This window comes from Phenylobacterium sp., from assembly GCF_965284355.1.
Classification (GTDB): Bacteria; Pseudomonadota; Alphaproteobacteria; order Caulobacterales; family Caulobacteraceae; genus Phenylobacterium.
Window position 1 is genome coordinate 1446507 of sequence record NZ_OZ260078.1, and the last position, 25696, is coordinate 1472202.

Consider the following 25696-nt stretch of genomic DNA (forward strand, 5'->3'; position numbering starts at 1 on the left):
CTTTCGCACGTCCGCTTCGAAGGGAGAGCTAGCGGGCGGCGAACGTCGTGGAAGCTTGTTCGAGCTTGGCGGCGCGGATCCCGGCCACCTTCTCGTTCAGCTCGGTCTTGATGGCGACGCGGCAGTGGGCGGCGGCGCTGAGGCTCCGCTCGTCGCGGCAGAAGTCGCGGGCCGCGTAGTCGGCGCGCTTCGAGAAGGTCGACATGCCTTCGGCGGTCAGCAGGTTGATGTCGGCGATCTTCACAGAGGCGGGGGCGGCGAGCGCGGAGGCCGGCAGCGCGGCGATGGGCAGAGCGGCCAGGGCCAGCATGGCGAGGCCGGAGACTTGGGCGGTGAAGTTCTTCATGGTCGTTTCCTTCGGGGCGGTTGTGCTCCGGCGGTGTTGTCCGCCGGCAAGGAAACGAATACTTCGGAGTTCTCATTAAATCCCGTGAATAGGGAGTAATGACGTCGATTTAAGAATATTACAGCGACTTAATACTTTAACGAACTGTAATGGTGGCGCGTGCGCGCGGCTTGGCAGCGCCTTAAGCGAGGTCATCCGCGCGCGAGCCGCCCTGGCGCGCAGGGGCTTCAAGACGGACAAGGGCGGCGCGGGGCGCCTGGCAACTCATGGTGGGCCCGCACAACGCCAGCCAGGGCGTCCGGTGCGAGGAGATGGCCGCTAGTGAGGCAGCGAGGGCTCGACGATGGTCTGGCGCCATTCGCCGTCTTCATCGCAGACGAGGATGGGCCAGGGCATCTCGATGAGGCGGACCCAGTCGCTGGCCGCCGCCAGGGCTTCCTGGTGCGTTTCATAGGCCCCCAGGTCGCCGGCTTCGGCGTCCTGCAGAACCCAGTGGCCGCTCCGGGCCCTCACGGTGAAGTCGAACATCCTGCGGTCCTCAACCTGCGAGCATTTTCCCAGGAAGTGGTTTCCGAAACACGAAGACCCCCTGCCGCACCCCTGCGGCGCGTCGGCGCAGAGCCGCAGGCAACCATTGCGAAGCTGTCGGCGTTCCCCCCTTGGGCGTAGTGGTTGCCGCAACAGCGGCCGCGACATTCGATTCATGTTCAACTAGACAGAGGTGGAATGCACGGATGCCGGGTGACCTAGCTGCCCACGTTGGAGTTCGGGGAATGACCAGTCACGCTGACCTTAAGGGCCTGCGCGTCCTCGTCGTGGAAGATGAAATGATGGTCTCGATGCTGATCGAGGACATGTTGACGGATCTTGGCTGCATGGTCGTGGGCCCCGCCTCACGCCTCGACGAGGCGATCGAACTCGCCAACAGCGCCGAACTGGATTGCGCCGTGCTGGACGTGAACCTGGGCGGACAGCCGATCTTCCCGCTGGCCGACCTCTTGCGGGAGAAGGGCGCCCCGTTTGCGTTCGCCACCGGCTATGGCGATGCCGGTCTCCGCGATGTCGATCGGGGGTCGCCGGTCCTTCAGAAGCCCTTCCGCGAGGGTGACCTGGCGCGCGTGCTGAGCGAGCTGCGCGCCCGCGACTAGCTCCCGCCGCGTTCAGATGGAATCACCCGAACCGGATGAACAGGCTCGATCTCTTTGATTTGGAGCGCGTTTCGGGGCGAAACCGGCGTCCACGTTCGCCCACCGCGCTTTAGCGCGACTACAGGTAGGGAAAGGCGTGCCCGGCCCAATCACTGACCAGCAGGCCGATCGAGCCGGCCAGAGTGGTGATCGCCAGAAGCAGTTTCACGTCCGTATCTCCTCGAACCGGCACATCGCCGGTGCGAGGCAGCAAGTAATGGGCCAGCCACCGTCGCGGTAGTTACCTTTTGTGCAGAATAGTTCTGCACATCCGGCATCGATCACGAGACGTAGGTCGTGTTCCGGCCGCGTGGCGACGGCGCGCCGGGCCGCCCGCGACCTACTTCAGGGCATAGGCGACCACATAATCGGTCTTGGGCGTATTCGGCCCCGCGGCCTCGCGAAGGCGATCCCCCCCCGCAACGACCACGACATACTGCTTGCCGGTCTTGGGCGACGTGTAGGTCATCGGCGTGCCGGCGGCCCCCACCGGCAGCCGCCCCTGCCAGAGCAGGGCCCCGGTGGCGTTGTCGTAGGCGCGCAGATAGGGGTCGGTCGAGGCGGCGCGGAAGGTCACGCCCCCGGCGGTGGTGATCGGACCGCCGATGCCGAGCGTGCCGATCGGGATCGGCAGGTGGGACTTCAGCCCCAGAGGCGCCTGGGCCTCGGCCGTGCCGGCGGGCACCTGCCAGACGATCTGGCGGGTCTTTACGTCGATGGCCGTCAGCATGCCGTGCGGCGGCTGCAGGCAGGGCGCGAACAGCGGGCTGAGCAGCCAGTTGTTGTCGGCCTTGTACGGGATCGCCTTGGCGCTCTCGGGCGGCCGGTCCTTCATCAGCGAGACGGCCAGTTCCTTATTGTCGGACTTCTTCAGCGCGACGGTCTGGGGCATCCGCACGTCGGAGACGATCAGCAGGCCACGGCGCGGATCAAAGGCGCCGGAGCCCCAGTTCATCCCGCCCGCGTTGCCCGGGAACTGCAGGCTGGGCTTGCCGGGACTGCCGGGCGGCGTGAAGTCGCCGTCGTAGCGGGTCCGCAGGAAGGCGATGCGGCAGTAGAGGTGGTCCAACGGGGTGGCGCCCCACATCTTCTGCTCGGTCAGACGCTCGACACCGACGGCGGGCATGTCGATCGAGTAGGGCTGGGTGGGCGAAAGCCATTCGCCGGGCTGCGGGCCCTGCGGGACGCTCACCTCGACCACGCGGGTCAGCGGCTTTCCGTCCCGGCGGTCCAGGACGAAGATCTGGCCGCGCTTGGTGAGCTGGACCAGGGCCGGCGCCGAGCCCCCCTTGATCGGGAAGTCGATCAGCATCGGCTGGGACGGGACGTCGTAGTCCCACACGTCGTGGTGCACGGTCTGGAAGCGCCAGCGCTCACGCCCCGTCGAGGCGTCGAGGGCCACGACCGACGATGAATACCTCTCGGACGCCTTGGACCGGTGCGAGCCCCAGTAGTCGGGCGTCGCGTTGCCGATCGGCAGGTAGACGAGGTTCAGGTCGGGGTCGTAGGCGGGCGTTGACCACATGTTGGGCGTGCCGCGGCTGTAGGTCTGGCCCTCGGGCGGCAGCTTGGTGATCGCCGGGTTGCCGGCGTCCCAGGCCCAGGCCAGCTCGCCGGTGCGCACGTCGAAGGCGCGGACCACGCCGGACGGTTCCTGGAGTTCCTGGTTGTCGGCGACCCAGCCGCCGATGATCACCACGTCCCCGGCCACCATCGGCATCGACGTCTGGAAGTAGAAGCCGCGCTTGATTGGACCGATGCCGACCGTGAGGTCGACGACGCCGTCCTTGCCGAAGCCCGGGCAGCGCTGGCCCGTGTCGGCGTCCAGCGCGAACAGCTGGGCGTTGATGGTCGAGGACAGGATGCGCCTGCGGCAGGCGGGCGGGCCGGCCGGCGGCGCGGCGGCCACCTGGACGGCGGGCGCGGCGGCCGGGGTCGGCGCCGGCGTCGTCACCAGCTTGGGCGGCGGCGCCTTTTCAGGGGCCTTGCCCTTCGGAGCGGGTCCCGTCTTGGAGACCGGCGCCGCCTTGGGCGCGGGCGCGGGCGCAGCGCCCTTGGCCGCTGGCGCAGAGGCTGCGACCGCCACGGCGGCGGGGGCCGACGGGACGGCCAGCTTGGTCTTGGTCCCGTCCCAGTAGCCCACGCCACGGCAGCGGTTCCAGAAGAAGGGCTTCACTTTGGGATCGTGCCGCCACTTCTCCTTGCCGGTGTCGGCGTCGACGGCGATGACCACGTTGGTGGGCGTGCAGACATAGACGGTGTCGCCCACCATCTGCGGCGTGTTCTGGTCCTGGTTGCCGCGGTGGACCGCCTCGCCGGTGCGGAAGGTCCACGCGACCTTCAGTTCATCCACGTTCTCGCGGTTGATCTGGTCGACGGGCGCGTAGCGCGAGCCGCCGCTGTCGCGGCCATAGGAACGCCAGTCCGAGGCCTGCTCCGCCGGGGGCGCGTTGGCGCGGACCTGCGCCGGGATCATCGCCTGGCCCCAGGTGAAGGTGGCCGGGACCGACGCCCCGAGCGCGCCAAAGGCCAGGATCGAAAGCGCGCCGACGGCCAGCAGGGACTGGTCGCGCATGCGGCCCTTGGGCGCGGTGGGGATGATCAGCAGCATGAACAAGCCCAGCACCGCCGGCGCGAACAGGCGCGGCAGCAGAGGCCAGAACTGGAATCCGGCGGCCTCCCACAGGGCCCAGCCCAGGGTCGCGGCCAACACGGCGGCGTAGACCAGGCCCGCGCCGGGGTGACGACGGATCAGCATGACGCCGCTGCCGATGATCGCGGCGCCGGCGAAGAGGTAATAGGGCGAGCCCCCCAGGAAGATGAGGTATCCGCCGCCGCCCAGCAGAATGACGCCGATCAGGGTGATCAGACCGCCGCCGATCGCCGCCCAGATCCGAGCCGGCCAGCTCGCTGCCTTATCCGCCGCCATCCGCTTCCCCCGGGAACTTGTGGGGCGGACCTTAGGCAGAATCGCAGGCCGCATGAAGGGCGCTGGACCGCGACCGCGCAGCGGGCGATGATCATACGCAGTCTTCGAAAAACGAGAGCTTGGGGAAACGCTGATGACGGCACGGATGTTTGCGACGCTGGCGCTGGGCGCTGTGCTGGGACTGGGGGCCGGCGCGGCCCACGCCCAGGCGCTGGCCAAGAACGACTACGCCAAGCCCGAGACTTGGCTGTGCTGGCCCGGCAAGGCCGGCGACGCGTGTGCGATCGACCTCACGGCCACGGTGGTGAAGGCTGACGGCTCGACCTCGGTCGAGGCGTTCAAGGCCGACCCGAAGGCCCCCATCGACTGCTTCTACGTCTATCCGACGGTGTCGAACGACCCTGGCGTGGTCTCGGACATGACCGCCAACGCCGAGGAACTGAATGTGGTGAAGCAGCAGCTCGCCCGCTTCGGCTCGAAGTGCCGCATCTACGCGCCGCTCTACCGGCAGTTCACGCTGACGGCGCTGCGGGCCATGGTCGCCGGAACGCCGATCCCCGGCGCGACCGATCCGGCCGTCCGCCAGGTCGGCTACAACGACGTCGTCGATGCCTGGAACCACTACCTGGCGACGGCGAACCAGGGCCGCGGCGTGGTGTTGATCGGCCATAGCCAGGGCTCGGGCCTGTTGCAGCGCCTGATCCCGGCCGAGATCGAGGGCAAGCCGGTCCAGAAGCAGCTGGTCTCGGCGCTGATCCTGGGGTCGAACCTGGGCGTCGAGAAGGGCAAAGACACCGGGGCCTTCAAGACGATCCCGCTCTGCAAATCGGCCAGCCAGACCGGCTGCGCCATCAGCTACGTGACCTTCCGCGACACCATCCCGCCGCCCGGCAACAGCCGCTTCGGGAAGGTGGCCAACCCGGCGATGGAGGCGGCCTGCGTGAACCCCGCGGCCCTTTCCGGCGGCATGGGGGCCGGCGGCGCGGGCCAACTGAAGGCCTATCTGTCCAACGCCGACAACATCGCCAGTTCGGCGGCGGCGACGCCGGAATGGGTGAAGGGCAAGCCGAACCCGAAGACGCCGTTCGTGACCGTGCCCGGCCTGATCAGCGGCCAGTGCGTCTCTAAGGACGGGTTCAACTATCTGGAAGCGAAGGTGAACGCCGATCCGGCCGACCCGCGCACCGACGTCATCAACGGCGACGTGACGGGCCCGGGCGGCGTCATCGCCAAGGACTGGGGCCTGCACCTGATCGACGCCAACATCGCCATGGGCAACCTGGTCGACGTCGTGGGCCAGCAGGCCAAGGCCTACGCGGCGAAGAAGTAAGAGACGGCGGGCGCGCCGAGACGCGCCCGCTGCCCGTCGTTATCGTCCCGTCAGCTTGCGGCCGGCGAAGACGCCCACAGCCAGGAAGATCAGGAAGCCGATGACGGCGATGATGAACAGGAACTTGGCGATGCCTGCTGCGGCGCCGGCGATGCCGCCGAAGCCCAGAAGGCCCGCAACGACAGCGACGACCGCGAAGATCAGGGCCCATTTCAGCATTTGAACTCTCCTCGGAACGAAATCCTGGGCTTCAAACGCCGCTACGGTCGCGCTGTTCCGGGCGGCCACGAAACCGTGTTTCCGCCAGAGCTTCCGCTGCGCGCGCCGACGACTTTTTTCAGGGCTGAGCGCAAAGCCTTGGTTTGCGCGGGGGCAGCCCTGATCTAAGACCGGATCGACATGGCGAAGAACCCGGAAAGCCCTCTCGAGCCCTTCAAGCGCGCGCTGGCGCACGCCGCGCGATCGCTCGCCGAGACGCCGGATCTCGAGATCGTCTATTCGGGCGAGGGCCCGCAGCTGTCGGGCAACCGCGCCGTCCTGCCCCACCCGCCCCGCGACCTCACGCCCGAGGACGCCGCGCGCATCCGCGGGCTGGCCGACCAGATGGCGCTGCGCATCGCCCACCACGACCCGGCCGCCCACGCCAAGACCCGGCCGCAGTCGGGCGCCGGCCAGCCGATCTACGACGCGCTGGAGCAGGCCCGGATCGAAGCCATCGGCGCCAACGCCATGGGCGGCGTGAAGGGCAACCTGCGCGCCGTGATGGACCACAGCTGGGCGCGCCGCGTGTACAATGAGGTCGAGGCCATGGCGAACCCGCCGCTGGCCGAGGTGGTCTCGCTGATGGTGCGCGAGCGCCTGACCGGCGAGCCGCCGCCCGCCATGGCGCGGGCGCTGGTCGACATGTTCCGCGGCGAGATCGAGGCGAAGGCGGGCGCCGACCTGGCGAAGCTGGAAGGCACGGTCCACGACCAGAAGGCCTTCGCCCGCATCGCGCGCGCCATCATCCGCGACCTGGAGATGGGCGACGACCTGTCGGACGCGCCCGAGCAGCCCGACGACGAGGACGGCGGCAGCGAAGAGGGCGAGCCCGAAACCTCGGACAACGACGACGGCGACGGCGAGAGCCAGTCGCCGCAGCAGTCGGCGATGGACGACGACGAGTCCCAGTCGCGCGAATCCGAGGACGCCGACAGCCAGATGATGCCGTCGGAACAGGATCCCGACGCCGACGACACCGACGAGCCGCCCGAGATGGGCGACGGCGACACCCCCGCCCGCCCCGACCCGTCGGGCGACAACCGGGCGGTCACCTACAAGGTCTTCACCAATGCGCACGACGAGGTCGTCGCAGCTGAAGAACTCTGCGATCCCGAGGAACTGACGCGCCTGCGCGCCTACCTCGACCAGCAACTGGCGTCGGTCTCGAACGTGGTGAGCCGCCTGGCCAACCGACTGCAGCGCAAGCTGCTGGCGCAGCAGAACCGCTCGTGGTCGTTCGACCTGGAAGAGGGCCTGCTCGATACCGCGCGCCTGACCCGGGTCATCACCGACCCCACCGCCTCCCTCGCCTTCAAGGAGGAGGAGGACACCGAGTTCCGCGACACGGTGGTGACCATCCTGATCGACAACTCGGGCTCGATGCGCGGCCGGCCGATCATGGTGGCGGCGGTCTGCGCCGACATCCTGGCGCGCACACTCGAGCGCTGCTCGGTGAAGACCGAGATCCTGGGCTTCACCACCCGCGCCTGGAAGGGCGGCACCAGCCGCGAGGACTGGCTGAAGGCCGGAAAGCCCGCCCAGCCGGGCCGGCTGAACGACCTGCGCCACATCATCTACAAGGCCGCCGACGCGCCCTGGCGCCGCGCGCGCCGGAACCTGGGCCTGATGATGCGCGAGGGCCTGCTGAAGGAGAACATCGACGGCGAGGCGCTGATCTGGGCGCATCACCGCCTGATCGGCCGTCCCGAGCAGCGGCGGATCCTGCTGGTGATCTCGGACGGCGCGCCGGTGGACGATTCGACCCTCTCGGTGAACTCGGGCCACTATCTCGAGCGCCATCTGCGCGAGGTGATCACCGAGATCGAGGCCAAGAGCCCGGTGCAGCTGATCGCCATCGGCATAGGCCACGACGTGACCCGCTACTACAAGAACGCCGTGACCATCGTGGATGTGGAACAGCTGGCCGGCGCGATGGTCGAGCAGCTGGCCGACCTGTTCGACGAGGAGGTCCGCAAGGTGACGCGCAAGAACGCCACCCTCCTGTCGGCGCCGCCCAGCACCGAGGGCCCGCAAGGGGGCGGCGGGATGCGCCGCTCGTCCTTCAAGGAAGTCCGGAGGGCGACCGCTTGAAATGGCTGGCGGGGCTGTCGGCGGCGCTGCTGCTGGCGGGCTGCGCCGGACCGATCGCGCCGCTGCCGCAGGCGCCCGTCGCCGTGGGCGCGGCGATCCAGGTCGACGCCCAGGCGGTTCCGCTGGACCCGGCCAACCCGGCCCGCGACCGCATCGGCGGCTTCGTCTATGCCGGCGGCGTGGCGCTGACCTCGCGCCAGACCAGCCGCCTGCACGGCCTTTCCGACATCAAAGTCTGGCCCGACGGCCGGCTGCTGGCGATCGGCGACCAGTCCGATCTACTGGAAGCGCGGGTGGCCCTGGACGCGTCCGGGCGGCTGATCGGCCTGACCGGCGCCACCCTGGTCTCGCTGAAGGCCCCCACGGGGATCGACCTCTTCGCGGGCGGCGCCCGCGAGTACGATTCCGAGGGCGTGGCGCGACTGGCCGGCGGCGACCTGCTGGTGAGCTTCGAGCAGAACGACCGCATCCTGCTGTTCCCCAAGGGCGGCGGCGTTCCCCGCCCCGCCCCGCAGCCCGACACGAAGTACACCGACAACAAGGGCATGGAGGCGCTGACCACCGCGCCCGACGTGGCCCCCGACGCCTATCGGGTGGGGCTGGAAGACAGCGGCCAGACCTTTATCTGCCGGGTCTCGACAGCCTGCGTGCGCGACCGCGACCTGGCCCTGGACGGCTCTGAGCTGGTGGCCTTCGACAACGTGCCGGGGGGCGGCCTCGCCTACCTGCTGCGCTCGTACTCGCCGCTGCGCGGCAACGTCGTCAAACTGAAGGTGCTGGACCGCGAGGGGCGGCTGGCGGGCGAGATGGAGATCGCCCGGCCGCTGACCGTCGACAACCTGGAGGGCGTGGCCGCCGTGGCCCGGCCGGACGGCAAGGTGCGATTCTACCTCGTGGCCGACGACAACTTCGGCTTCTACAACGGCAGCCCCACGGGCCAGCGCACGCTGTTGCTGGCCTTCGACTGGGCGAGACCCTGAATCCTCCCCTGGCGGCGGGCAGGCAGGCGCAAAAGAAAAGGCCGCCCGGTGGGCGGCCCTCTCGGAACGACACTCTGGACGTGGGCCTAGGCGGCCTTTTGCTCGGCCAGCTTCGCTTTCACCTGGCGCTTGATCTTCAGCGCCTTGGCCGAGAGCACCTCGTCCTTGGCCTTCAGGAGCACGGCGTCGAGGCCGCCCTTGAAGTCCAGGGTGCGCAGCGCCGCATTGGTCATGCGCAGGCTGAACGACTGACCCAGCGACTCGGACTGGACCTTGGTGTCGACCAGGTTCGGCATGAACCGGCGCTTGGTCTTGATGTTCGAGTGGCTCACGTTGTGGCCGACCATCGGACCGACACCCGTGATTTCGCAGCGACGCGACATGACGAAAACCTTAGCCAGAAATAGGGACGCGGCGGACGTTCCCATCCGCGCGAAGAGCGGGCGATTTAGAGGAAGGCCCTGCCCGCGTCAAGGTGAGCCGGAGCGGAAGCCGATCGGCCGCACCGGGCGATGAACCTTCGTTGTGGCCCGAAGCGACTCAACTACAATATCTCGTAGGGAACGAAAGCTGAATCGCTGGGAGTCAGTGATTCGGACGCGATTCGTTTCGCGCCTGTTCCCGGACTCCCGACATCGCCATTAAGCTTTGCCGTCCGAGGTCTTCCCATGCCGACTCCTGCTGAAAAGCGCGCCCGATTCCGCCAGCTGCATGCGGCCGGCTGTTTCGTGATCCCCAACCCCTGGGACGTGGGCAGCGCCCGGATGCTGCAGGCAATGGGCTTCCCGGCGATCGCCTCGACCAGCTCGGGCATGGCCTGGTCGTCGGGACGGATCGACAACGAGGTCCCGCTGGAGGACGCCCTGGCGCACCTGGCCGTCCTGGCCGACGCGGTGGACGTGCCCCTGAACGCCGACTTCGAGAACGGCTACGCCGACGCGCCGGAGGGCGTGGCCGCCAACGTGGGCCGCGCGCTGGCCGCAGGCGTCGCCGGCCTCTCCATCGAGGACATGAGCCGCGATCCGGGCAAGCCGCTCTACGACACAGCCCTGGCCGTGGAGCGGGTTGCGGCGGCGCGGGCCGCCGTCGACGCCGAGGGCACAGGCGCGGTCCTGGTGGCCCGCGCCGAGGGCGTGCTCCTAGGCCAGCCGCTGGCGCCGACGCTCGACCGCCTGGCGGCCTTCGCGGAGGCCGGCGCCGACTGCCTCTATGCGCCCGGCCTGAAGACGGCCGAAGACATTGCGGCGGCCGTCCGCGCCGTGTCGCCCCGACCGCTAAACGTGCTGATGGGCGCGCCCGGCCTGACCGTCGCCCAGCTCGAGGACCTGGGCGTGCGCCGGATCAGCGTGGGCGGCGCCCTGGCGCGGGCCGCCTGGGGCGGCTTCCTGAAGGCTGCGCGCGAGATCGCCGAAGAGGGCCGCTTCGACGCCCTGAGCCAGGCCGCCACGGGCGCCGAACTGAAGGCGCTGCTCAAGCCCTAGTCGGCGGATGCGACCTGGGTCGGGCGGTACTCGGCGGTGATCACCCGGGCAGCGTCGATGCGAACGCCGCGGCGGTCGATGATCTCGAGATGCACGTGGTCGGTCATGCCGCCGGGGTACTTGCGCTGCAGCGACTTGGCCGTGCCCAGCGGGCGGCCCATGGCGACCGGCTGCCCGACCTCGACCTTGGGGTTCACGTAGAACACCCGCGCGGCGACCCGCAGCGCGGGATTGGTGATCTCGACGAACTTCAGGTGCTGGTCCTCGGCGTAGGCGAAGCCGATCTTGGTGACATAGCCGGAGATGGGCGAGACCACGGTCTGGCCGGCCCGCGCCTCGTAGTCGACGCCTTCATGTCGGCGAGCCCCGCCGTCGCGACGGGCCCCGAACTCGCCCTGGCCATAGCTGTCGTGCTCGCGCGGCGCGTGGCCCGTGGGATTGGTGAAGTCACCGCGACCGTCGCCGTCGAGGTCGGCGCCCGTCCATACGCGGACCAGCTGCGGGGTTTCGTCCGGCGCGGTCTGGGCGGTGACCGCCTGCTCGACGACCGAGACCATGGCTTGCCGTGTGTCCGGGCGGCTCAGGGGGGCCGCCGCCGCCGCCGTCGCGGCGACACAGCCGAAGACTGCCAGGATGGCCAGGGGTCGCTTCTCGGCCAGTTCGAGGAGACGTGCGCGTACGCCCAACTTCATTCGGTACCCTTACTCAACAAAGCGCCATCGCCGGACTTGAGCGCCGGGCTTCGAGGCGGAGTGGAACTGGGACGCCGCGGGGTGCTGGCGGCGAAGCGAGGGGTCCTGGCCCCTGACCGCGGCGGAAAATGGGCAGGCGCCGTAAACAAATCCTTGGGCGGGACGTCGCGCCCCTGTCGGGAGGCCGGATTGCGCCGGTATGTCGCATGTGTTACTAACTGACTGGTCAGTTATTTATATGGTCAAGCTGTTGATGGACGCAGGCGCCCCGAAATTCCGCCGCCGGAAGGCCGATCGGCCCGAGGAGATCGTGAACGCCGCCCTGGAGGTGTTCGCGGAGAAGGGCTTCGCGGCGGCCAAGCTGGACGACATCGCCCGGCGCGCGGGCGTGTCGAAGGGCGCCGTCTATCTCTACTTCGAGACCAAGGAGGATGTGTTCCGGGCGGTGGTGGAGCGGGCGATCCTGCCCAACCTGAGCGTCGTGAAGGCCATGGCCGCAGCCCACCCGGGCCCCCTCGCCGACCTGTTGCGCGGCTTGGCCGGCCACATCGCCGGCGTCGTGGAGACCACGCCGATCGGCGGGGTGCTGAAGATGGTGGTGGGCGAGGCGCGGAACTTCCCCGAGCTCGCCCGGGTCTGGCACGACGAACTCATCACCCACGCGCTGGGCGCCATGGCCGAGGCGATCCGCAACGCCCAGGCGCGCGGCGAGGTGAAGCCCGGAGACCCCCGCACGTTCGCCCTTCAACTGATCTCGCCGCTGCTGGTCGGCGTCCTGTGGCGCGAGACATTCGTGCCTGTCGGGGCCCAGCCCTTCGACCTCCCGGCGCTGATGCGCCAGCACATCGACACCCTGCTGGGCGGGATGCTGACGGAAGGGGCTCGCGCATGAAACGTCCCCCTGCCCTGGTGTTGGGTCTGGTCGCGGCCGCCGCGACCCTCGTGGGCCTGATCGTCTGGCTGCCGCGGATGGGCGAGCCCAAGACGCTATCGGGCTACATCGAGGGTGAGCCGCTGTATCTGGCCGCGCCGGTGGCCGGGACGGTGCGGGTCGTGAACGTGGCCCGCGGGCAGGAGGTGGCCGCCGGCCAGGCCTTGTTCGTGGTGGACCCCGCGCAAGTCCGCGCCCAGTACGATCAGGCCGCCGCCGAGGCCGACGCCGCGCGGGCGCAGGCTGACGATGCTCGCAAGGGCCAGCGGCCGGCGGAGCTCGCGGTCTTCGAGGCCAATATCGCCGCCGCCGAGGCCCGCGCCCGCGACGCGCAGGCCGACCTGCGCCGGATCGGACCGCTGGTGCAGCAGGGCTGGTACGCGCCCGCCCGGCTGGACGACGCCAGGGCCGCCGCCGACGCCGCCGACGCCCGCTCCGGCCGCCCGCACCGGCAGCGCGACGCCGCGGCCCTGGGCGCCCGCCAGGACCAGCTCCGCGCCGCCGACGCCCGCGTGACCCAGGCCCAGGCCGCCGTGACCGGCGCCGGCGCCCGGCTGGCCGACGTGTCGCCCACAGCGCCGCAGAAGGCCCGCGTGGAGGACGTGTTCTTCCACGCCGGAGAATGGGCCCCGGCCAACCAGCCGATCCTGAGCCTGCTGCCCGACGCTCGGATCAAGGTCAGGTTCTTCGTGCCCGAGCGCGAGCTGTCGTCCTACCGCGTGGGCCGGACGATCCGCTTCGCCTGCGACGGCTGCGCGAAAGGGCTGTCGGCGAAGATCGAGTTCGTGAGCCCCAGGTCCGAGTTCACCCCGCCGGTGATCTACAGCCGCGAGGCCCGCGACCGGCTGGTCTACCTGGTGGAGGCCCGTCCGAACGTCCGCCTCAACCCCGGCCAGCCGGTGGATGTGGAGCCGTTGTCGTGAGGGGACGGGCCAGCATCCAACCTCCTCCCCCATTGGGGGAGGGGGACCGGCCGAGGGCCGGTGGAGGGGGCTCGCACCCGCCGCTGAGCTTGGGGCGCTCCCCCTCCACCATGCTGCGCATGGTCCCCCTCCCCCTACGGGTGAGGAGGGTTGGGTCATGACCCTCGCCATCGACGTCCACGGCCTCAACAAGACCTTCGGCGACAAGCACGTCGTCAACGACGTGACGATCCAGGTCGAGGAAGGCCGGATCTGCGGGTTTCTGGGTCCCAACGGGTCGGGCAAGACCACGACGCTTCGGATGCTCTGCGGGCTGCTGACGCCCGACAGCGGGTCGGGCGAGGCGCTGGGCTACGACATCATCCGCGACGCCGACGAGGTGAAGCGGCGCACCGGCTACATGACCCAGAAGTTCTCGCTCTACGAGGACCTGACCATCGCCGAGAACCTGCAGTTCACGGCCCGCGTCTACGGCCTGGACCGGCGGCGCGAGCGGGTGGACGCGGCGCTGGAGCGACTGGGCCTGACCTCGCGGCGCGGGCAGCTGGCCGGCACGCTGTCGGGCGGCTGGAAGCAGCGGCTGGCGCTGGCCACCGCCACCCTGCACGAACCGAAGCTGCTGCTGCTGGACGAACCCACCGCCGGCGTCGATCCCAAGGCGCGCCGCACCTTCTGGGACGAGATCCACGCCCTGGCCGCCGAGGGGCTGACCGTCCTGGTCTCCACCCACTACATGGATGAAGCCGAGCGCTGCCATGAGATCGCGTACATCTCGTACGGCCGGCTGATCGCCCGCGGCACGGCCGGCGAGGTGATCGCCCGGTCGGGACTCATCACCTTCCGCGGCGAAGGGTCGGACGCCGACAGGCTGGCGCACGCGCTCGCCCAGGCCCCCGGCGTCGAGACCGCAGCCGCCTTCGGCGCCGCGATCCACGTGAGCGGGACCGAGCGGGCGGCGCTGGAGGCCGCGATCCAGCCCTATCGCCAGGACTACCGCTGGAGCGAGGTCGCGCCGACGCTGGAGGACGTCTTCATCCAGCTGATGGGCCGCAGCGAGGACAACATCCAGTGACCCCTCGCCCGCCCCCCAAGAGCGTCATCGCCGGGCCTGTCCCGGCCACCCAGAAGCACCGGCGTTGCCGGGCCGCCACGAGCATCGACGCCGTGGGCCGATCCTGGAGGCCTGCGTTTCTGGGTGGCCGGGACAAGCCCGGCCATGACGTTCATTCGTTTGGTGAGGACCCCCAGTGAAGGGCCTCAGCTGGACCCGCGTGGTCGCGGTCTTCCTCAAGGAGTTCAAGCAGCTCACCCGCGACCGCATCACCTACGCGATGATGCTGGCGATCCCGGTCATCCAGCTCACCCTCTTCGGCTACGCCATCAACACCGAGCCGCGCCACCTGCCGACCGCCGTCCTGATCCAGGAGGACAGCCGATACGCCCGCTCGATCGTCGCGGCGCTGAAGAACTCGCTCTATTTCGACTTCGTGGCCCAGGCGCGCAGTCCGGCCGAGCTGGACCGGCTGCTGCGCACCGGCGAGGCCCAGTTCGCGGTGACGATCCCGGGCGACTTCTCGCGGCGCGTAGCCCGGGGCGACCGGGCGCAGATCCTGGTCGAGGCCGACGCCACCGACCCTTCGGCCACAGGAGGCGCGGTCGCGGCGTTGGCGACGCTGCCGGATCAGGCGCTGCGGCACGAACTGACGGGGGCGCTGGCCGCCCGGGGCCAGACGCCGGCGCCGTTCGATGTGGTGGTGCACCGCCGGTACAATCCCGAGGCCATCACCGCTTACAACATCGTGCCCGGCCTGCTGGGCATCATCCTGTCGCTGACCTTGGTGATGATGACGGCGCTCAGCGTCACCCGCGAGATCGAGCGGGGCACGATGGAATCGCTGCTTTCGACGCCGGTCGAGCCGCTGGAGGTGATGATCGGCAAGCTGGCGCCCTACGTCCTGGTCGGGCTGGTCCAGACCGTGATCATCCTGATCATGGCCGCCACGCTCTTCGACGTGCCGATGGGGGGCGGATGGATCGGGCTGTCGGCCGGGATCGCCCTGTTCATCACCGGCTCGCTCGCGCTGGGCTTCCTGATCTCGACGGTGGCGCGCTCGCAGCTGCAGGCGATGCAGATGAGCTTCTTCTACATCCTGCCGTCGATCCTGCTGTCGGGATTCATGTTCCCCTTCCGGGGCATGCCCGCCTGGGCCCAGTGGATCGGCGAGGTGATCCCCGTGACCCACTTCCTGCGCGTGGTGCGCGGCTCGCTGCTCAAGGGCCAGGACCTGGGCGACCAATGGCGCGAGCTTTCGGCGCTGACGGCTTTCGTCCTGGTGGTCACCGCGGTCGCCATGGCCCGCTACCGCAGGACGCTGGACTAGGTCCTGTGGACACTTATCGTAGCCACAAGACGATGGCGGCGAGGGTGACGATGGCGAGGTAGTTGCGGGCGGTCTTCTCGAAGCGGGTGGCGACGCGGCGGAACTGCTTGAGCCTTGAGAAGCAGCACTCGACCAGGTGGCGCTGAGCATAGAGCTGGGCGTCGAGGGGGTGCTTGATCGCGCGGGATGGGTTGTTCGGTATGACGGCGATCGCGCCCTTCTCAGCGATCTTCTGGCGCAGGCGATCTGAGTCGTAGGCGGTATCGGCCATCACTACGTCGGCGGCCAAGCCTTCGATCAAGGGTTCGGCCTGGGGTGCGTCGCCACGATGGCCGGCGGTGAGGCTGAACCGGACAGGACAGCCCAGGCCTCTGACCGCCATGTGGATCTTGGTGCTCAGGCCGCCGCGGGAGCGGCCAAGGGCCTGATCTTCAGACCCCCCTTTTTCGCGCCCGCCGCATGCTGGTGGGCGCGCACGATGGTCGAGTCGACGATCAGGTACTCGAAGTCCGGATCGTCCGAGAGCGCCTCGAAGATGCGCCACCAGACCCCTTTGGCGCTCCAGCGGCTGAAGCGCCGAAAGACCGTGTTCCAGTCCCCGAACACCTCGTGCAGGTCACGCCAGGGCGAACCCGTCCTGACGATCCAGAGCACGCCCTCGACGAACATCCGGTTGTCCCGACCCGTCGAGCCCTTCTGATCCGGCCGCCCGATGGTCAGCGGCGCGATCCGCTCCCACTGCTCATCGCTCAGCACCAGTCGATCCATCACACCCAAGACCGCCTCCAAAAAGCAGTCTTGAATCACGCTTCGGACCCAGCGTGAATCCTAAGAGTCCACAGCTCCTAGGGCATCTATCGGCCATGAGCTCGACGACCGCCTCCCCCGCCGATCTGCAAGCCGCCTGGACCCAGGGCACGCAGGCCCTGCGCGAAGGCCGCCATGCCGACGCCGTGCGCCACTTCCAGCCCATCACCGCCAGCGGCCAGGCGACGGCGCCGGTGTGGGTGGCCGTGGCGATCGCCGAGAAGGGGCGGGGCGATGCGCGCGCCGCGCTGGCGGCGCTGGACCAGGCCCGAGCGCTGGACCCCCGTGACATCCGCGCCCTCATCATGACCGCCGACCACTACCGCGACGCGGGCGACGCACGGGCGGCCTCGTCCTACTACTCCGCCGTCGTCGGCGTGGCCGTGGAGGCCGGGGCCGTGGAGAAGGGGCTGGAGGCCGAGGTCGGCCGCGCCCAGCATATGCGCGAGCAGTATGCGGCCCAGTACGAGACCCAGCTGCGGGGCGCTCTGGCCGGCAAGGGCCTGGACCGTCCCGAAGCGCGACGCGCGGCCAAGGCCGTGGACCTCCTGACGGGCAAGGCCGAGCTCTACCTGCAGCAGCCCAAGAACTTCTATTTCCCTGAGCTGCCCAACATCGAGTGGGCGCCGCGCGAGGACTTCCCCTGGCTGGACAGGCTGGAGGCCGCCACCGACGAGATCCGCGACGAGCTGAAGCGGGTGCTGGAGGAGGACAACGCCTTCGCGCCCTACATCGAAGCCGAGCCGGACCGGCCGTTCTTCGACGACCACGGCATGCTGGGCAATCCGAACTGGAGCGCCTTCTACCTCTGGAAGGCCGGCGCGCCGGTCGCTGAGAACGCCGCGCGCTTCCCCAGGACCATGGCCGCGCTGGCCGACGCGCCGCTGTGCAAGATCCCGGGCCGCACGCCGTCTATCCTGTTCTCGCTGCTGACGCCGGGCGCGCACATCCCGCCGCACCACGGCTTCATGAACGGGCGGTACATCGTCCACCTGCCCCTGATCGTGCCCGAAGGCTGCGCCATGCGGGTCGGCTCAGAGACGCGGCCGTGGGTCGAAGGCAAGGCCTGCGTATTCGACGACTCCATCGAGCACGAGGCCTGGAACCGGAACCTGGAACGCCTGCGCGTGGTGCTGATCTTCGACATCTGGCGCCCCGAACTCAGCGAGCTGGAGCAGGACCTCATCGCCGCCACGCTCCAGGCCGTCGACGACTTCGGCGCCGGCTGAGGTCCGCGGGCCAGGGGATACGGACTGGGTAGGGGTCGATTCGACAAACCTCAGCGTGGCGCTAGACTTCCCCGTCCCTCTGGCGACTTGGGACGCTTCCTACCTTCATGCCCACCTCCGTGCCCCCGGCGATCGCCGCTGAGCTCTCCCGGCTGCTGGCCCACAGCCACGCGCCCTATTCCGGCGTGCGGGTCGCCGCGGCGGTGGAGTGCTCAGGCGGCGGCGTCCATTACGGCGTCAACGTCGAGAACGCCGCCTATCCGCAGGGCCTCTGCGCCGAGGCCAGCGCGATCGCAGGCGCGGTGACGCGTGGCGAGACGGTGGTGAAGCGGGTCTGGGTGGCCTCGTCGCTGCCCGGCCACATCTGGCCCTGCGGCGGCTGCCGGCAGAAGATCTGGGAGTTCGCCGCGCCGGGCTGCGAAGTCGTCAGCGTGGCCGAGGGCGGCGCCGGAGAATCCCACACGATCGAGGCGCTGCTGCCCCTGGGCTTCCGGCTCGACCCCCGGCGCTGACGCCGGCCTAGGCCTTCGTCGCCGCCACGTAGCGGTCGATCACACTCTCCAGCACCGACAGGGGCGTGCCGCCCGTCGTGACCACGGCGTCATTGTAGTCGCGCAGGTCGAAGCGCGGGCCCAAGGCGGCCTTCGCCTTCTCGCGCAGGCGAACGATCTCGTTGTGGCCGGTCTTGTAGGCGCAGGCCTGGCCCGGACTGGCGCAGTAGCGATCCACCTCGCTGGTGCAGGCGCCGACCGAGCGTCCGGTGGCTCCGGCCAGCACTTCGATCGCCTTCTCACGGCTCCAGCGCAGGTCGTGCAGACCCGTGTCGACCACCAGGCGCGCGGCGCGGAAACGCAGCGCCTGCAGGTAACCCAGCCGCCCCATCGGATCCTCGGCGTAGAGCCCCACCTCGTCGGCCAGTTGTTCGGCGTAGAGCGCCCAGCCCTCGGTGAAAGCGCCGAAGTTCATCAGCGACGCGATGGTGTGCACCTCGCTCGACCGCTCGGCGAGGTAGGCGCCCTGCCACGCGTGGCCCGGCAGCGCCTCGTGCATCGACAGGCTGGCCAGCGTGTATCGGGGCCACGAGGCAGTATCCTTGAGGTTCACATAGTAGATCGCCGGCCGCGAGCCATCGAGGGCGGCGAAGTTCATGTAGCCCAGCCCCGCGCCGTCCTGGATCTCGGGCGGCACGCGGCGCACCTCGACCGGCGCCTTCAGGCCCAGCTTCGAGAACTTGGGGATGAACGGCCGGATCGCGGCGATCGTCCCCTCGATGTAGGCGATCAGCTCGCGTCGGCCCGCGTCCGTGTTGGGATACACCAGCTTGGGATCGCGGGTCAGCGCGCCCATCCGCTCGCCCACCGTACCCTGGGTGTAACCCTGGGCCTTGAGGATGCCGTCCATCAGCGCGTCGATCTGCGCGCCCTGCTCCAGGCCAGTCTTGTGGATCTCGGCCGGGGTGCGGTCGGTGGTCGTGTTGTACTTGAGGCTCCAGCGGTAGTAGTCGGCCCCGTCCCGGAACTTCCAGACGCCGGCGTCGTGGGTGGCGCGAGGCTGCTGCGACTTCAGCACCGCGATCTGCCGCTCCAGCGCCGGGAACACCTTCTGGGCGACGATGGCCGTGGCGCGGGCCTGCCAGTCGCCGTCGATCCCCTTGGCCTTCGTGCGTTGCGCCAGCGAGGTGACCAGTCGCGTGGCCGCCGCGTCCTGGGCCCGGAGCTCGGTCCCGGTGCCCAGCGCCGTGGTCAGCAGGAAGTCGGGCAGGATGACGCCCTTGCCGGCGGCGTCCTTGATGCGGTCGCTCTCCTGATCGAGGGCGGCGCCGTACTGCTCCAGCCGCGCCAGGTAGGCTTCGGCGTCGTCGCGGGTATCGACGGGGTGCTGGCTGTTCAGGAACTCGCCGGTGTTGCCGACCGTGCCGTCCTGCTGGCTGACGACGTAGGGGTTCGCATAGTCGCGGCCGTAGGCGAAGCGGCCGCCCTCGGCCCCGACGTCCTGGGCGTAGAGCACGCTGTCGTAGCGGGTGATGTCACGGCCGGTGAGGCTGGCGCGGGGAATGGCGCGCAGGCGACGCGCGCGGTCGGCGTAGCCCGCGATCTGCTTGGTCCGTCCCCCCGAGGAGACATCGTCCAGGCGGCGGCGCAGCGCGGCCCGCGGCCCGTTGTCCTTGCCGATGCCGGTGGCCGTCTGCGGCGCGTCGGCGAGGATCTCTTCGACGAAGGCGTCCAGGAGCTTGGCGAGGCGGGGATCCGAGACCCCCTCCCCGCCCGCGGCGAGCGCGCCGAGGGGCGAGGCGGCGGCGCCGGCGGCGAGGGAGGCAGCCAGAAGGCGGCGACGGTCGATCATTGCGCGTTTTCCCCGAACTGAAGCCGAGGACCCTAGCGGGGTGCGCAAATCAGGCAATGGCCTTGCGGCAAACGGGCGTCCTGCTGAGGCGGCGGCCCTCGGTAAGGCTCGCTCAGAAGACCATCGGCGCGACGACCAGGGCGACCAGCATCGCCGAGTTCCAGAACACCATCCGCGCAACCTGCCGCTGGCGGTTCGGCGACTTGCGAGGGGCCTGAGCGTCTCGCGTGGCGACGACGCGGAACGTGCCTTCGATGATCTGGGGGGCGGCGGCAGAGGCGGACATGGCGGGCTCCGGGGGCGTTTCGTGGTCATTCGCCTCAAGGACGTCTGACAAGCCCGGTATGCGACATGGTCCGTGCCGTTCCAATCAGCGAGATCGCATAGGGGCTATGCGCTTTTCGTGCAGCTTCGAAGGAACCGCGGGCCGTGAAGCGCGTCAGGTCCCGAGAACGAACCCGTGGAGGTGACGTTGCCCGCTCATGAGGCGCTTGCCGTGACAGGCCCGACTTCCGCCGTCGCGCGCTTGCCCGACTCTCCTGCGCCACCCACCTTAGGGCCATGAGCGATCGCCCTTCGGGCGCAGCTCCGTCACGACTCGTGGCGGTGCTGGGGCCCACCAACACCGGCAAGACGCACCTCGCGGTGGAGCGCATGCTGGGCCATTCGTCGGGCATGATCGGCCTGCCGCTGCGGCTGCTGGCGCGCGAGATCTATGATCGCATCGTCAAGGTTCGGGGCGCGCGCTGCGTGGCGCTGATCACCGGCGAGGAGAAGATCGTCCCGCCGCGGCCGCAGTATTATGTCTGCACCGTCGAGGCGATGCCGCTGTCGGTCGAGGTGGAGTTCCTGGCGGTCGACGAGATCCAGCTGTGCGCCGATCCCGAGCGCGGCCACGTCTTCACCCACCGCCTGCTGCACGCGCGCGGCAAGTACGAGACCATGCTGCTGGGCGCCGGCACGATGGCGCCGCTGGTCCGCCGCCTGCTGCCGCACGCCGAGATCCAGACCCGCGACCGGTTCTCGAAGCTCAGCTACGCCGGCCCGAAGAAGCTCACCCGCCTGCCCCGCCGCTCGGCCGTGGTCGCGTTCAGCGCCGACCAGGTCTATGCGATCGCCGAGCTGATCCGCCGCCAGCGCGGCGGCGCGGCCGTGGTCATGGGCTCGCTCAGCCCCCGCACCCGCAACGCCCAGGTGGCCCTCTACCAGTCGGGCGAGGTCGACTTCCTGGTGGCCACCGACGCCATCGGCATGGGCCTCAACATGGATGTCGACCACGTGGCCTTCGCCGGCCTGCGCAAGTTCGACGGACGCCGCACACGCTACCTGCACCCGCAGGAGGTCGGCCAGATCGCCGGCCGCGCGGGCCGCTACCAGAAGGACGGCACGTTCGGCGTCACCGGCGAGGCCGATGAGATGGATCCCGACCTGGTCGAATCCGTCGAGAATCACAGCTTCGAGCCGGTTCCAGGCGCCGAGTGGCGAAACTCCAAGCTCGACTTCGGCTCTCTGCCGGCGCTGCTGAAGAGCCTGGAAAAGCGCCCCGAGCGGCCGGGACTGACGCTGTCGGCCGAGGCGCTCGATGAAATCACGCTCAAGGCGCTGGCCGAGGATGAGCTGATCCAGACGCGGGCGCGCGACCGCACCAACCTGGCCCGCCTGTGGGACGTCTGCCAGACGCCCGACTTCCGCAAGGTCGCGCCCGACGAGCACCGGGCGCTGGTGCGGGCCTTCTTCCTGCAGCTGACCGAGAAGCGTCGGCGCATCGGCGACGACTGGATCGCGCGGCAGTACGAGCAGCTGAACCGCACCGACGGCGAGATCGACACCCTGGCCAGCCGCCTGGCGAGCGTGCGGACCCTGGCCTATGTCGCGAACCGGCCCGACTGGCTGGTCGATCCGGGGTCCTGGCAAGCGCAGACCCGCGCTTTGGAGGACCGCCTCTCCGACACTCTGCACGAAAAGCTGATGGCCCGGTTCGTCGACCGGCGCACCAGCGCGCTGATGCGCGGCCTGCGCGTGCGCGAGGAGATGCTGGCCGGAGTCGGCGCCGACGGCGCGGTGACGGTCGAGGGGCATTACGTCGGCCGCCTGTCCGGCGTGAGCTTCGAGCCGGCGAAGGGCTCGAACCTGCTGGAGGAGAAGGCGCTGCGCGCCGCCGCCCAGCATGCGGTGGGCCCCGAGATCGCCCGACGGCTGGGCCAGCTCGCCGCCGAGCCCGACGCGGCGTTCGCGCTCAGTCCCAACGGCGCGGTCCTGTGGCGTGGCGAGATCGCGGGCGTCCTGGCCGGCGGCGAGCCGTTCCGGCCCCGCGTGCGGCTGCTGGGCGAGCTGGGCCCCGAGCCCGCCCGCCAGCGCGCGGGCCAGCGGCTGGAAGCCTTCGTGGCCGGCGAGGCGGGCCGGCGCCTGGCGGCCCTGCGCAAGCTGGAGGCGGCCGTGGCGGACGGGCGCATCAAGGGCCTGGCCCGGGGGTTGGCGTTCCAGCTCGCAGAGGCGGGCGGCGTGCTCGACCGCGCCGCGGTGCGCGCCGAGGTCCGCGCGCTCAGCCAGGTCGAGCGGCGCGTGCTGCGGGGCCTGGGCGTGAAGATCGGCGCCTTCTCGCTCTACCTTCCCAGCCTGCTGCGGCCCGAGGCGCGCGCGCTGACCGAGGCCCTGGCGCGCCGGGAGGCCGCCGGCTGGCGTCCCGCCGCCGATCGTCCCGGCCCCCTGCCCCGACCCGCGCCGGCGCCGCGCGCGCTGGCCGCCTTCGGCCTGCCCGTGGGCCCGCTGGCCGTGCCGGTGGAGCAGCTGGAACAGCTGGACGAAATCCTGCGCGGCGCCGCGAAGGCGGGCGGCGGCGTCGTGTTGCCCGGCGCCGCGCGCGAGGCCCTTGGGTGGAGCGTCGAGGACGCGGCGGCCATCCTCAAGGGCCTGGGCTTCGCGGCCATCCGCAGGCCCGGCGAGCCGGTCGCCTGGCGCCGGCGGGGCGAGCGCGAGTTCGCCGTCGAGCGTCGCCCGGTCGCGCCCCACTCGCCGTTCGCCGCCCTGGCCGCGCTGAAGGACGCGCCCGCCCCGCCGCCCGCGCGGAGGCGTCGCCGCAGAGCCGCCTCCAAGTGACCCTCCTTCGCCGAGGCTATGGAGGGTTCGCGCCCGTCCTGCGAAGCTCCGCGAGGCGCGAAGCCGGATGAGCGAGGGTCCGTTCAAGGAGGTTGGGGCCTGTCGCGCCGACGTCTGGCTCTGGCGCGCCCGCTTCTTCAAGACCCGCGCGCTGGCGGCCAAGTTCCTCGAGGGCGGCCGCGTGCGCCTGACCCGGCCGGGCCTCGATGCGCACCGCCTGGACAAGCCCGCCCGCCCCATCAAGGTGGGCGACCAGCTGGTCTTCGCCCTCGGCGGCCGCCTGATCGCCGTTCGCGTGGAGGCCATGGGCGACCGCCGCGGCCCCGCCGCCGAGGCCCGCGCACTCTACTCGACGTTGGAGGAAAGCTGAGCCACAGTTCCTCCGCGAGGATGGGGGCGTCGCATGAGTGACAGGCTGCAGGCCGCTGTGAGCGGCCGACCGGGACCGACCAAAGGGTTCAATGGCTGGATCGGGGGTCGAGCGCGCCGGCGCGAGTACTGGGCCTTCGTGGTTCCGCTCATCGTCTTGATGGTGACCCTCGAGCTCACCGGCGTGCCCCTGCCCGGCCTCATCGTCGGGATTCCAATGCTGATGGTTTGGATCCGTCGCCTGCACGACTTGGGCCGATCGGGCTGGTTCGCGCCTTTGATCAACATCGTGAGCAACGGGCTGAGCTGGCTGTTGATCGCCTTCGCGAGCGCCGAGATCGCGGCCGTCGCGTCTGCGGCCTTCTTCCTCGGCGCCATCGTCACCCTGGGCGCGATTCCGGGCCAGCAGCGCACCAACGCCTACGGCCGGGCGCCCGGCAAGATGGGCGATATGGCCGAGACCTTCACCTGACTGTACCCGGCGCACACCTGACGGGCTGGCGGTGGCTGCGCGGACGCGCGCGTCGGCGCGAATACTGGACCTGGGGCGCCGTCATCGTGACCTGGAGCGCCGTGGCTGCCTGGTTGCAGAAGCCCTGGATCACCTCGGTGCTGAGCGCGGCGCTGACCCTGCAGACGATCCGGCGCCTGCACGATCTGGGGCGCACCGGCTGGTGGGTGGCGGCGATCTTCCTGGGCCAGGTGATCCTGTCGGCCCTGCCGGCGACCTACCGCGACTCAGTCTGGACCTATTGGGTCGCCGCGGGGTTCCTTTGGGCCTGCCTGTTGGTCATAGCGATCCTACCGGGCCAGCGCCGGGAGAACCGCTTTGGGCCCCCGCCAGGATCGAAGTCGCTTGTGCCGCCTGATCAGGCTTCCAGAAATCCTGCGCACCCGTCGCATTGACAAGTTGCGGCCGCGCCGTGAAAAACCCGCGCCCCAAGCTGGGGATCGCCGCCGGAGTCTCAAGTCCCCGCCATGACCTACATCGTGATGGATCCCTGCATCAAATGTAAGTTCATGGACTGCGTGGAGGTGTGCCCGGTCGACTGCTTCTACGAGGGCGAGAACTTCCTGGCGATCAATCCGGACGAGTGCATCGACTGCGGCGTCTGCGAGCCTGAGTGTCCTGTGGACGCCATCAAGCCCGATACGGAAGATGATCCCGACGGCAAGTGGCTGCGGGTGAACAGCGAATACTCGCGCGTGTGGCCGAACATCACGGTCAAGGGTGAGCCCCCCGCAGACGCAGAAGCTTTCGAGCGCGAAACCGGCAAGTTCGAGAAATACTTCTCCGAGAAGCCGGGCCGCGGCTCCTGAGCGCGCCTCCGACCGGCCACGTCCGGGGTCGGTCCAACCCTTTCATTCCGCACGTTTTTGTGTTAATGTCTCCGACGACACGACACGAAGGCTTCGCCCGGGTCGGTCTGTAACTAGAACAGCCGACCGGCGTCCTAAGCCGGCACGGGCGAAGGGTCGTCTTAAGAGGTCAGCTTCCGTTTCACAGTGACGACGCCGCCGCGAACTGTTCCGCGGGAGGGGTGGTTTTGTGCATTCCCGGAAGCCGCGACCAGGAGTTCCGCGCTCAGCGCGGACGCATATGAGAGGTATCTCGGATGAGCAAGAGCGGTCACGAATTCTCGGTTGGCGATCACGTCGTCTACCCGGCCCACGGGGTCGGCCAGGTGCAAGGGATCGAAACCCAGGAAGTCGCCGGTCTGAAGCTTGAAGTCTACGTCATCACCTTCGACCACGAGAAGATGACGCTGCGCGTTCCCACCGCCAAGGCCAAGACCGCCGGCCTGCGCTCGCTGGCCGAAACTGGCGTGGTGTCCAAGGCGCTGACCACCCTGAAGGGCCGCGCCCGCGTGAAGCGCACCATGTGGTCGCGTCGCGCCCAGGAGTACGAAGCCAAGATCAACTCGGGCGACCTGATCTCGATCGCCGAAGTGGTGCGCGACCTGCACCGCGCCGAGAACCAGCCCGAGCAGTCCTACTCCGAACGCCAGCTCTATGAGTCGGCCCTCGACCGCATGGCCCGCGAAGTCGCCGCCATCGAGCGGATCGACCGCGACGCCGCGATCGCCATGCTCAACAAGTCGCTGGTGAAGACCGCCGCCGTCGCGGCCTGATCGCCTCCGCAAACGAACCGCAAGACGCCCGGCCTCACCGCCGGGCGTTTTCGTTTGAGGTGTGACGGGCGGCTGCGCTACCAACCGCCGGCGCGGGCCTCGTAGCTCAGCCGGATAGAGCAGGGCTTTCCTAAAGCCAAGGTCGGGGGTTCGAGTCCCTCCGAGGCCGCCAGCGCAAACTCCGTATC

At 69.7% G+C, this 25696-nt stretch carries 26 protein-coding genes and 1 tRNA gene; 18 read left to right on the forward strand and 9 right to left on the reverse strand.

Features of this window, described 5'->3' with window-relative positions; all coding sequences use genetic code 11:
• Window positions 1–28: 28 nt before the first annotated feature.
• Both ACQ66R_RS06995 and ACQ66R_RS07000 read right to left on the reverse strand, forming a co-directional pair.
• Complete coding sequence (locus tag ACQ66R_RS06995; RefSeq protein ID WP_430420471.1) at window positions 29–346, reverse strand: UrcA family protein; 318 nt, start codon at window positions 344–346, stop codon at window positions 29–31.
• A gap of 318 nt (window positions 347–664) precedes the next feature.
• Window positions 665–874, reverse strand: coding sequence for a hypothetical protein (locus ACQ66R_RS07000; protein ID WP_430420473.1), 210 nt, complete (start codon window positions 872–874; stop codon window positions 665–667).
• A gap of 245 nt (window positions 875–1119) precedes the next feature.
• Here ACQ66R_RS07000 and ACQ66R_RS07005 point away from each other — a divergent pair, with 245 nt between their 5' ends.
• A complete protein-coding gene (locus ACQ66R_RS07005; RefSeq protein WP_430420475.1) occupies window positions 1120–1494 on the forward strand; it encodes a response regulator in 375 nt (124 codons plus the stop codon).
• Between the two features lie 379 nt (window positions 1495–1873).
• Here ACQ66R_RS07005 and ACQ66R_RS07010 read toward each other — a convergent pair whose 3' ends face one another.
• Window positions 1874–4462: a PQQ-binding-like beta-propeller repeat protein gene (locus tag ACQ66R_RS07010; protein WP_430420477.1), complete on the reverse strand. Its 2589-nt coding sequence runs from the start codon at window positions 4460–4462 to the stop codon at window positions 1874–1876.
• 133 nt (window positions 4463–4595) lie between these two features.
• Here ACQ66R_RS07010 and ACQ66R_RS07015 point away from each other — a divergent pair, with 133 nt between their 5' ends.
• Entirely contained in the window at window positions 4596–5792 is a 1197-nt protein-coding gene (locus tag ACQ66R_RS07015; protein ID WP_430420479.1) for a DUF3089 domain-containing protein, read from the forward strand.
• 39 nt (window positions 5793–5831) lie between these two features.
• Here the strand turns inward: ACQ66R_RS07015 and ACQ66R_RS07020 are convergent, their stop codons facing one another.
• On the reverse strand, window positions 5832–6011 hold the full coding sequence (locus tag ACQ66R_RS07020; RefSeq protein WP_430420481.1) for a DUF1328 domain-containing protein: 180 nt from the start codon (window positions 6009–6011) through the stop codon (window positions 5832–5834).
• 180 nt (window positions 6012–6191) lie between these two features.
• On the opposite strand from ACQ66R_RS07020, the gene cobT reads away from it, so the two are divergent.
• Together cobT and ACQ66R_RS07030 are read left to right on the forward strand one after the other, a co-directional pair.
• Complete coding sequence (cobT, locus tag ACQ66R_RS07025) at window positions 6192–8144, forward strand: cobaltochelatase subunit CobT (RefSeq protein WP_430420483.1); 1953 nt, start codon at window positions 6192–6194, stop codon at window positions 8142–8144.
• Window positions 8141–9124 (forward strand): esterase-like activity of phytase family protein, encoded by a 984-nt coding sequence (locus ACQ66R_RS07030; RefSeq protein ID WP_430420485.1) that lies wholly within the window; start codon window positions 8141–8143, stop codon window positions 9122–9124. Before cobT ends, ACQ66R_RS07030 begins: the two co-directional genes overlap by 4 nt.
• A gap of 86 nt (window positions 9125–9210) precedes the next feature.
• Here ACQ66R_RS07030 and rpmB read toward each other — a convergent pair whose 3' ends face one another.
• Window positions 9211–9507: a 50S ribosomal protein L28 gene (gene rpmB / locus ACQ66R_RS07035; RefSeq protein WP_293364693.1), complete on the reverse strand. Its 297-nt coding sequence runs from the start codon at window positions 9505–9507 to the stop codon at window positions 9211–9213.
• A gap of 285 nt (window positions 9508–9792) precedes the next feature.
• On the opposite strand from rpmB, the gene ACQ66R_RS07040 reads away from it, so the two are divergent.
• Window positions 9793–10605 carry an isocitrate lyase/PEP mutase family protein gene (locus tag ACQ66R_RS07040; protein ID WP_430420487.1) on the forward strand — a complete coding sequence of 271 codons (813 nt, stop codon included), beginning with the start codon at window positions 9793–9795 and terminating at the stop codon, window positions 10603–10605.
• On the opposite strand, the gene ACQ66R_RS07045 is transcribed toward ACQ66R_RS07040, so the two are convergent.
• Entirely contained in the window at window positions 10602–11297 is a 696-nt protein-coding gene (locus ACQ66R_RS07045; protein WP_430420489.1) for a M23 family metallopeptidase, read from the reverse strand. The two genes, ACQ66R_RS07040 and ACQ66R_RS07045, sit on opposite strands and share 4 nt — an antisense overlap.
• Window positions 11298–11550: 253 nt before the next feature.
• On the opposite strand from ACQ66R_RS07045, the gene ACQ66R_RS07050 reads away from it, so the two are divergent.
• The 4 genes from ACQ66R_RS07050 (at window position 11551) to ACQ66R_RS07065 (ending at window position 15532) form a co-directional block, all read left to right on the forward strand.
• Window positions 11551–12189 carry a TetR/AcrR family transcriptional regulator gene (locus ACQ66R_RS07050; protein ID WP_430420491.1) on the forward strand — a complete coding sequence of 213 codons (639 nt, stop codon included), beginning with the start codon at window positions 11551–11553 and terminating at the stop codon, window positions 12187–12189.
• Window positions 12186–13151, forward strand: coding sequence for an HlyD family secretion protein (locus tag ACQ66R_RS07055; protein ID WP_430420493.1), 966 nt, complete (start codon window positions 12186–12188; stop codon window positions 13149–13151). The genes ACQ66R_RS07050 and ACQ66R_RS07055 overlap by 4 nt, the downstream gene beginning before the upstream one ends.
• Window positions 13152–13308: 157 nt before the next feature.
• Window positions 13309–14223: an ABC transporter ATP-binding protein gene (locus tag ACQ66R_RS07060; protein WP_430420495.1), complete on the forward strand. Its 915-nt coding sequence runs from the start codon at window positions 13309–13311 to the stop codon at window positions 14221–14223.
• Window positions 14224–14398: 175 nt separating this feature from the next.
• Window positions 14399–15532 (forward strand): ABC transporter permease, encoded by a 1134-nt coding sequence (locus tag ACQ66R_RS07065; protein ID WP_430420497.1) that lies wholly within the window; start codon window positions 14399–14401, stop codon window positions 15530–15532.
• Window positions 15533–15545: 13 nt separating this feature from the next.
• Here the strand turns inward: ACQ66R_RS07065 and ACQ66R_RS07070 are convergent.
• Window positions 15546–16300 (reverse strand): IS5 family transposase gene (locus ACQ66R_RS07070; RefSeq protein WP_430420499.1). Its coding sequence is split into 2 segments (ribosomal slippage): window positions 15546–15967 and window positions 15967–16300, totalling 756 coding nucleotides; the frame shifts between segments, so codons are not numbered across the junction.
• Window positions 16301–16395: 95 nt separating this feature from the next.
• On the opposite strand from ACQ66R_RS07070, the gene ACQ66R_RS07075 reads away from it, so the two are divergent.
• Both ACQ66R_RS07075 and cdd read left to right on the forward strand, forming a co-directional pair.
• Window positions 16396–17568: an aspartyl/asparaginyl beta-hydroxylase domain-containing protein gene (locus ACQ66R_RS07075; RefSeq protein ID WP_430420501.1), complete on the forward strand. Its 1173-nt coding sequence runs from the start codon at window positions 16396–16398 to the stop codon at window positions 17566–17568.
• 107 nt (window positions 17569–17675) lie between these two features.
• The gene (gene cdd, locus ACQ66R_RS07080; protein WP_430420503.1) at window positions 17676–18080 is read left to right on the forward strand and encodes a cytidine deaminase; all 405 of its coding nucleotides are present in this window, start codon (window positions 17676–17678) and stop codon (window positions 18078–18080) included.
• Window positions 18081–18087: 7 nt separating this feature from the next.
• On the opposite strand, the gene ACQ66R_RS07085 is transcribed toward cdd, so the two are convergent.
• Together ACQ66R_RS07085 and ACQ66R_RS07090 are read right to left on the reverse strand one after the other, a co-directional pair.
• On the reverse strand, window positions 18088–19911 hold the full coding sequence (locus ACQ66R_RS07085) for a DUF885 domain-containing protein (protein WP_430420505.1): 1824 nt from the start codon (window positions 19909–19911) through the stop codon (window positions 18088–18090).
• A 112-nt stretch (window positions 19912–20023) separates the two neighbouring features.
• Window positions 20024–20197, reverse strand: coding sequence for a hypothetical protein (locus ACQ66R_RS07090; protein ID WP_430420507.1), 174 nt, complete (start codon window positions 20195–20197; stop codon window positions 20024–20026).
• A gap of 275 nt (window positions 20198–20472) precedes the next feature.
• On the opposite strand from ACQ66R_RS07090, the gene ACQ66R_RS07095 reads away from it, so the two are divergent.
• The 7 genes from ACQ66R_RS07095 to ACQ66R_RS07125 all read left to right on the forward strand — a co-directional run bounded on the left by ACQ66R_RS07095 (window position 20473) and on the right by ACQ66R_RS07125 (window position 25680).
• Window positions 20473–23007: a helicase-related protein gene (locus ACQ66R_RS07095; protein WP_430420509.1), complete on the forward strand. Its 2535-nt coding sequence runs from the start codon at window positions 20473–20475 to the stop codon at window positions 23005–23007.
• 67 nt (window positions 23008–23074) lie between these two features.
• On the forward strand, window positions 23075–23377 hold the full coding sequence (locus tag ACQ66R_RS07100; protein WP_430420511.1) for an RNA-binding S4 domain-containing protein: 303 nt from the start codon (window positions 23075–23077) through the stop codon (window positions 23375–23377).
• Window positions 23378–23410: 33 nt separating this feature from the next.
• Window positions 23411–23848: a DUF805 domain-containing protein gene (locus ACQ66R_RS07105; protein WP_430420512.1), complete on the forward strand. Its 438-nt coding sequence runs from the start codon at window positions 23411–23413 to the stop codon at window positions 23846–23848.
• Between the two features lie 35 nt (window positions 23849–23883).
• Complete coding sequence (locus tag ACQ66R_RS07110; RefSeq protein WP_430426235.1) at window positions 23884–24282, forward strand: DUF805 domain-containing protein; 399 nt, start codon at window positions 23884–23886, stop codon at window positions 24280–24282.
• A 72-nt stretch (window positions 24283–24354) separates the two neighbouring features.
• Complete coding sequence (fdxA, locus tag ACQ66R_RS07115; RefSeq protein ID WP_293362017.1) at window positions 24355–24696, forward strand: ferredoxin FdxA; 342 nt, start codon at window positions 24355–24357, stop codon at window positions 24694–24696.
• Between the two features lie 296 nt (window positions 24697–24992).
• Window positions 24993–25508: a CarD family transcriptional regulator gene (locus ACQ66R_RS07120; RefSeq protein WP_430420514.1), complete on the forward strand. Its 516-nt coding sequence runs from the start codon at window positions 24993–24995 to the stop codon at window positions 25506–25508.
• A 95-nt stretch (window positions 25509–25603) separates the two neighbouring features.
• Window positions 25604–25680: transfer RNA gene (locus tag ACQ66R_RS07125), tRNA-Arg, on the forward strand.
• The last annotated feature ends 16 nt before the right edge of the window (window positions 25681–25696 follow it).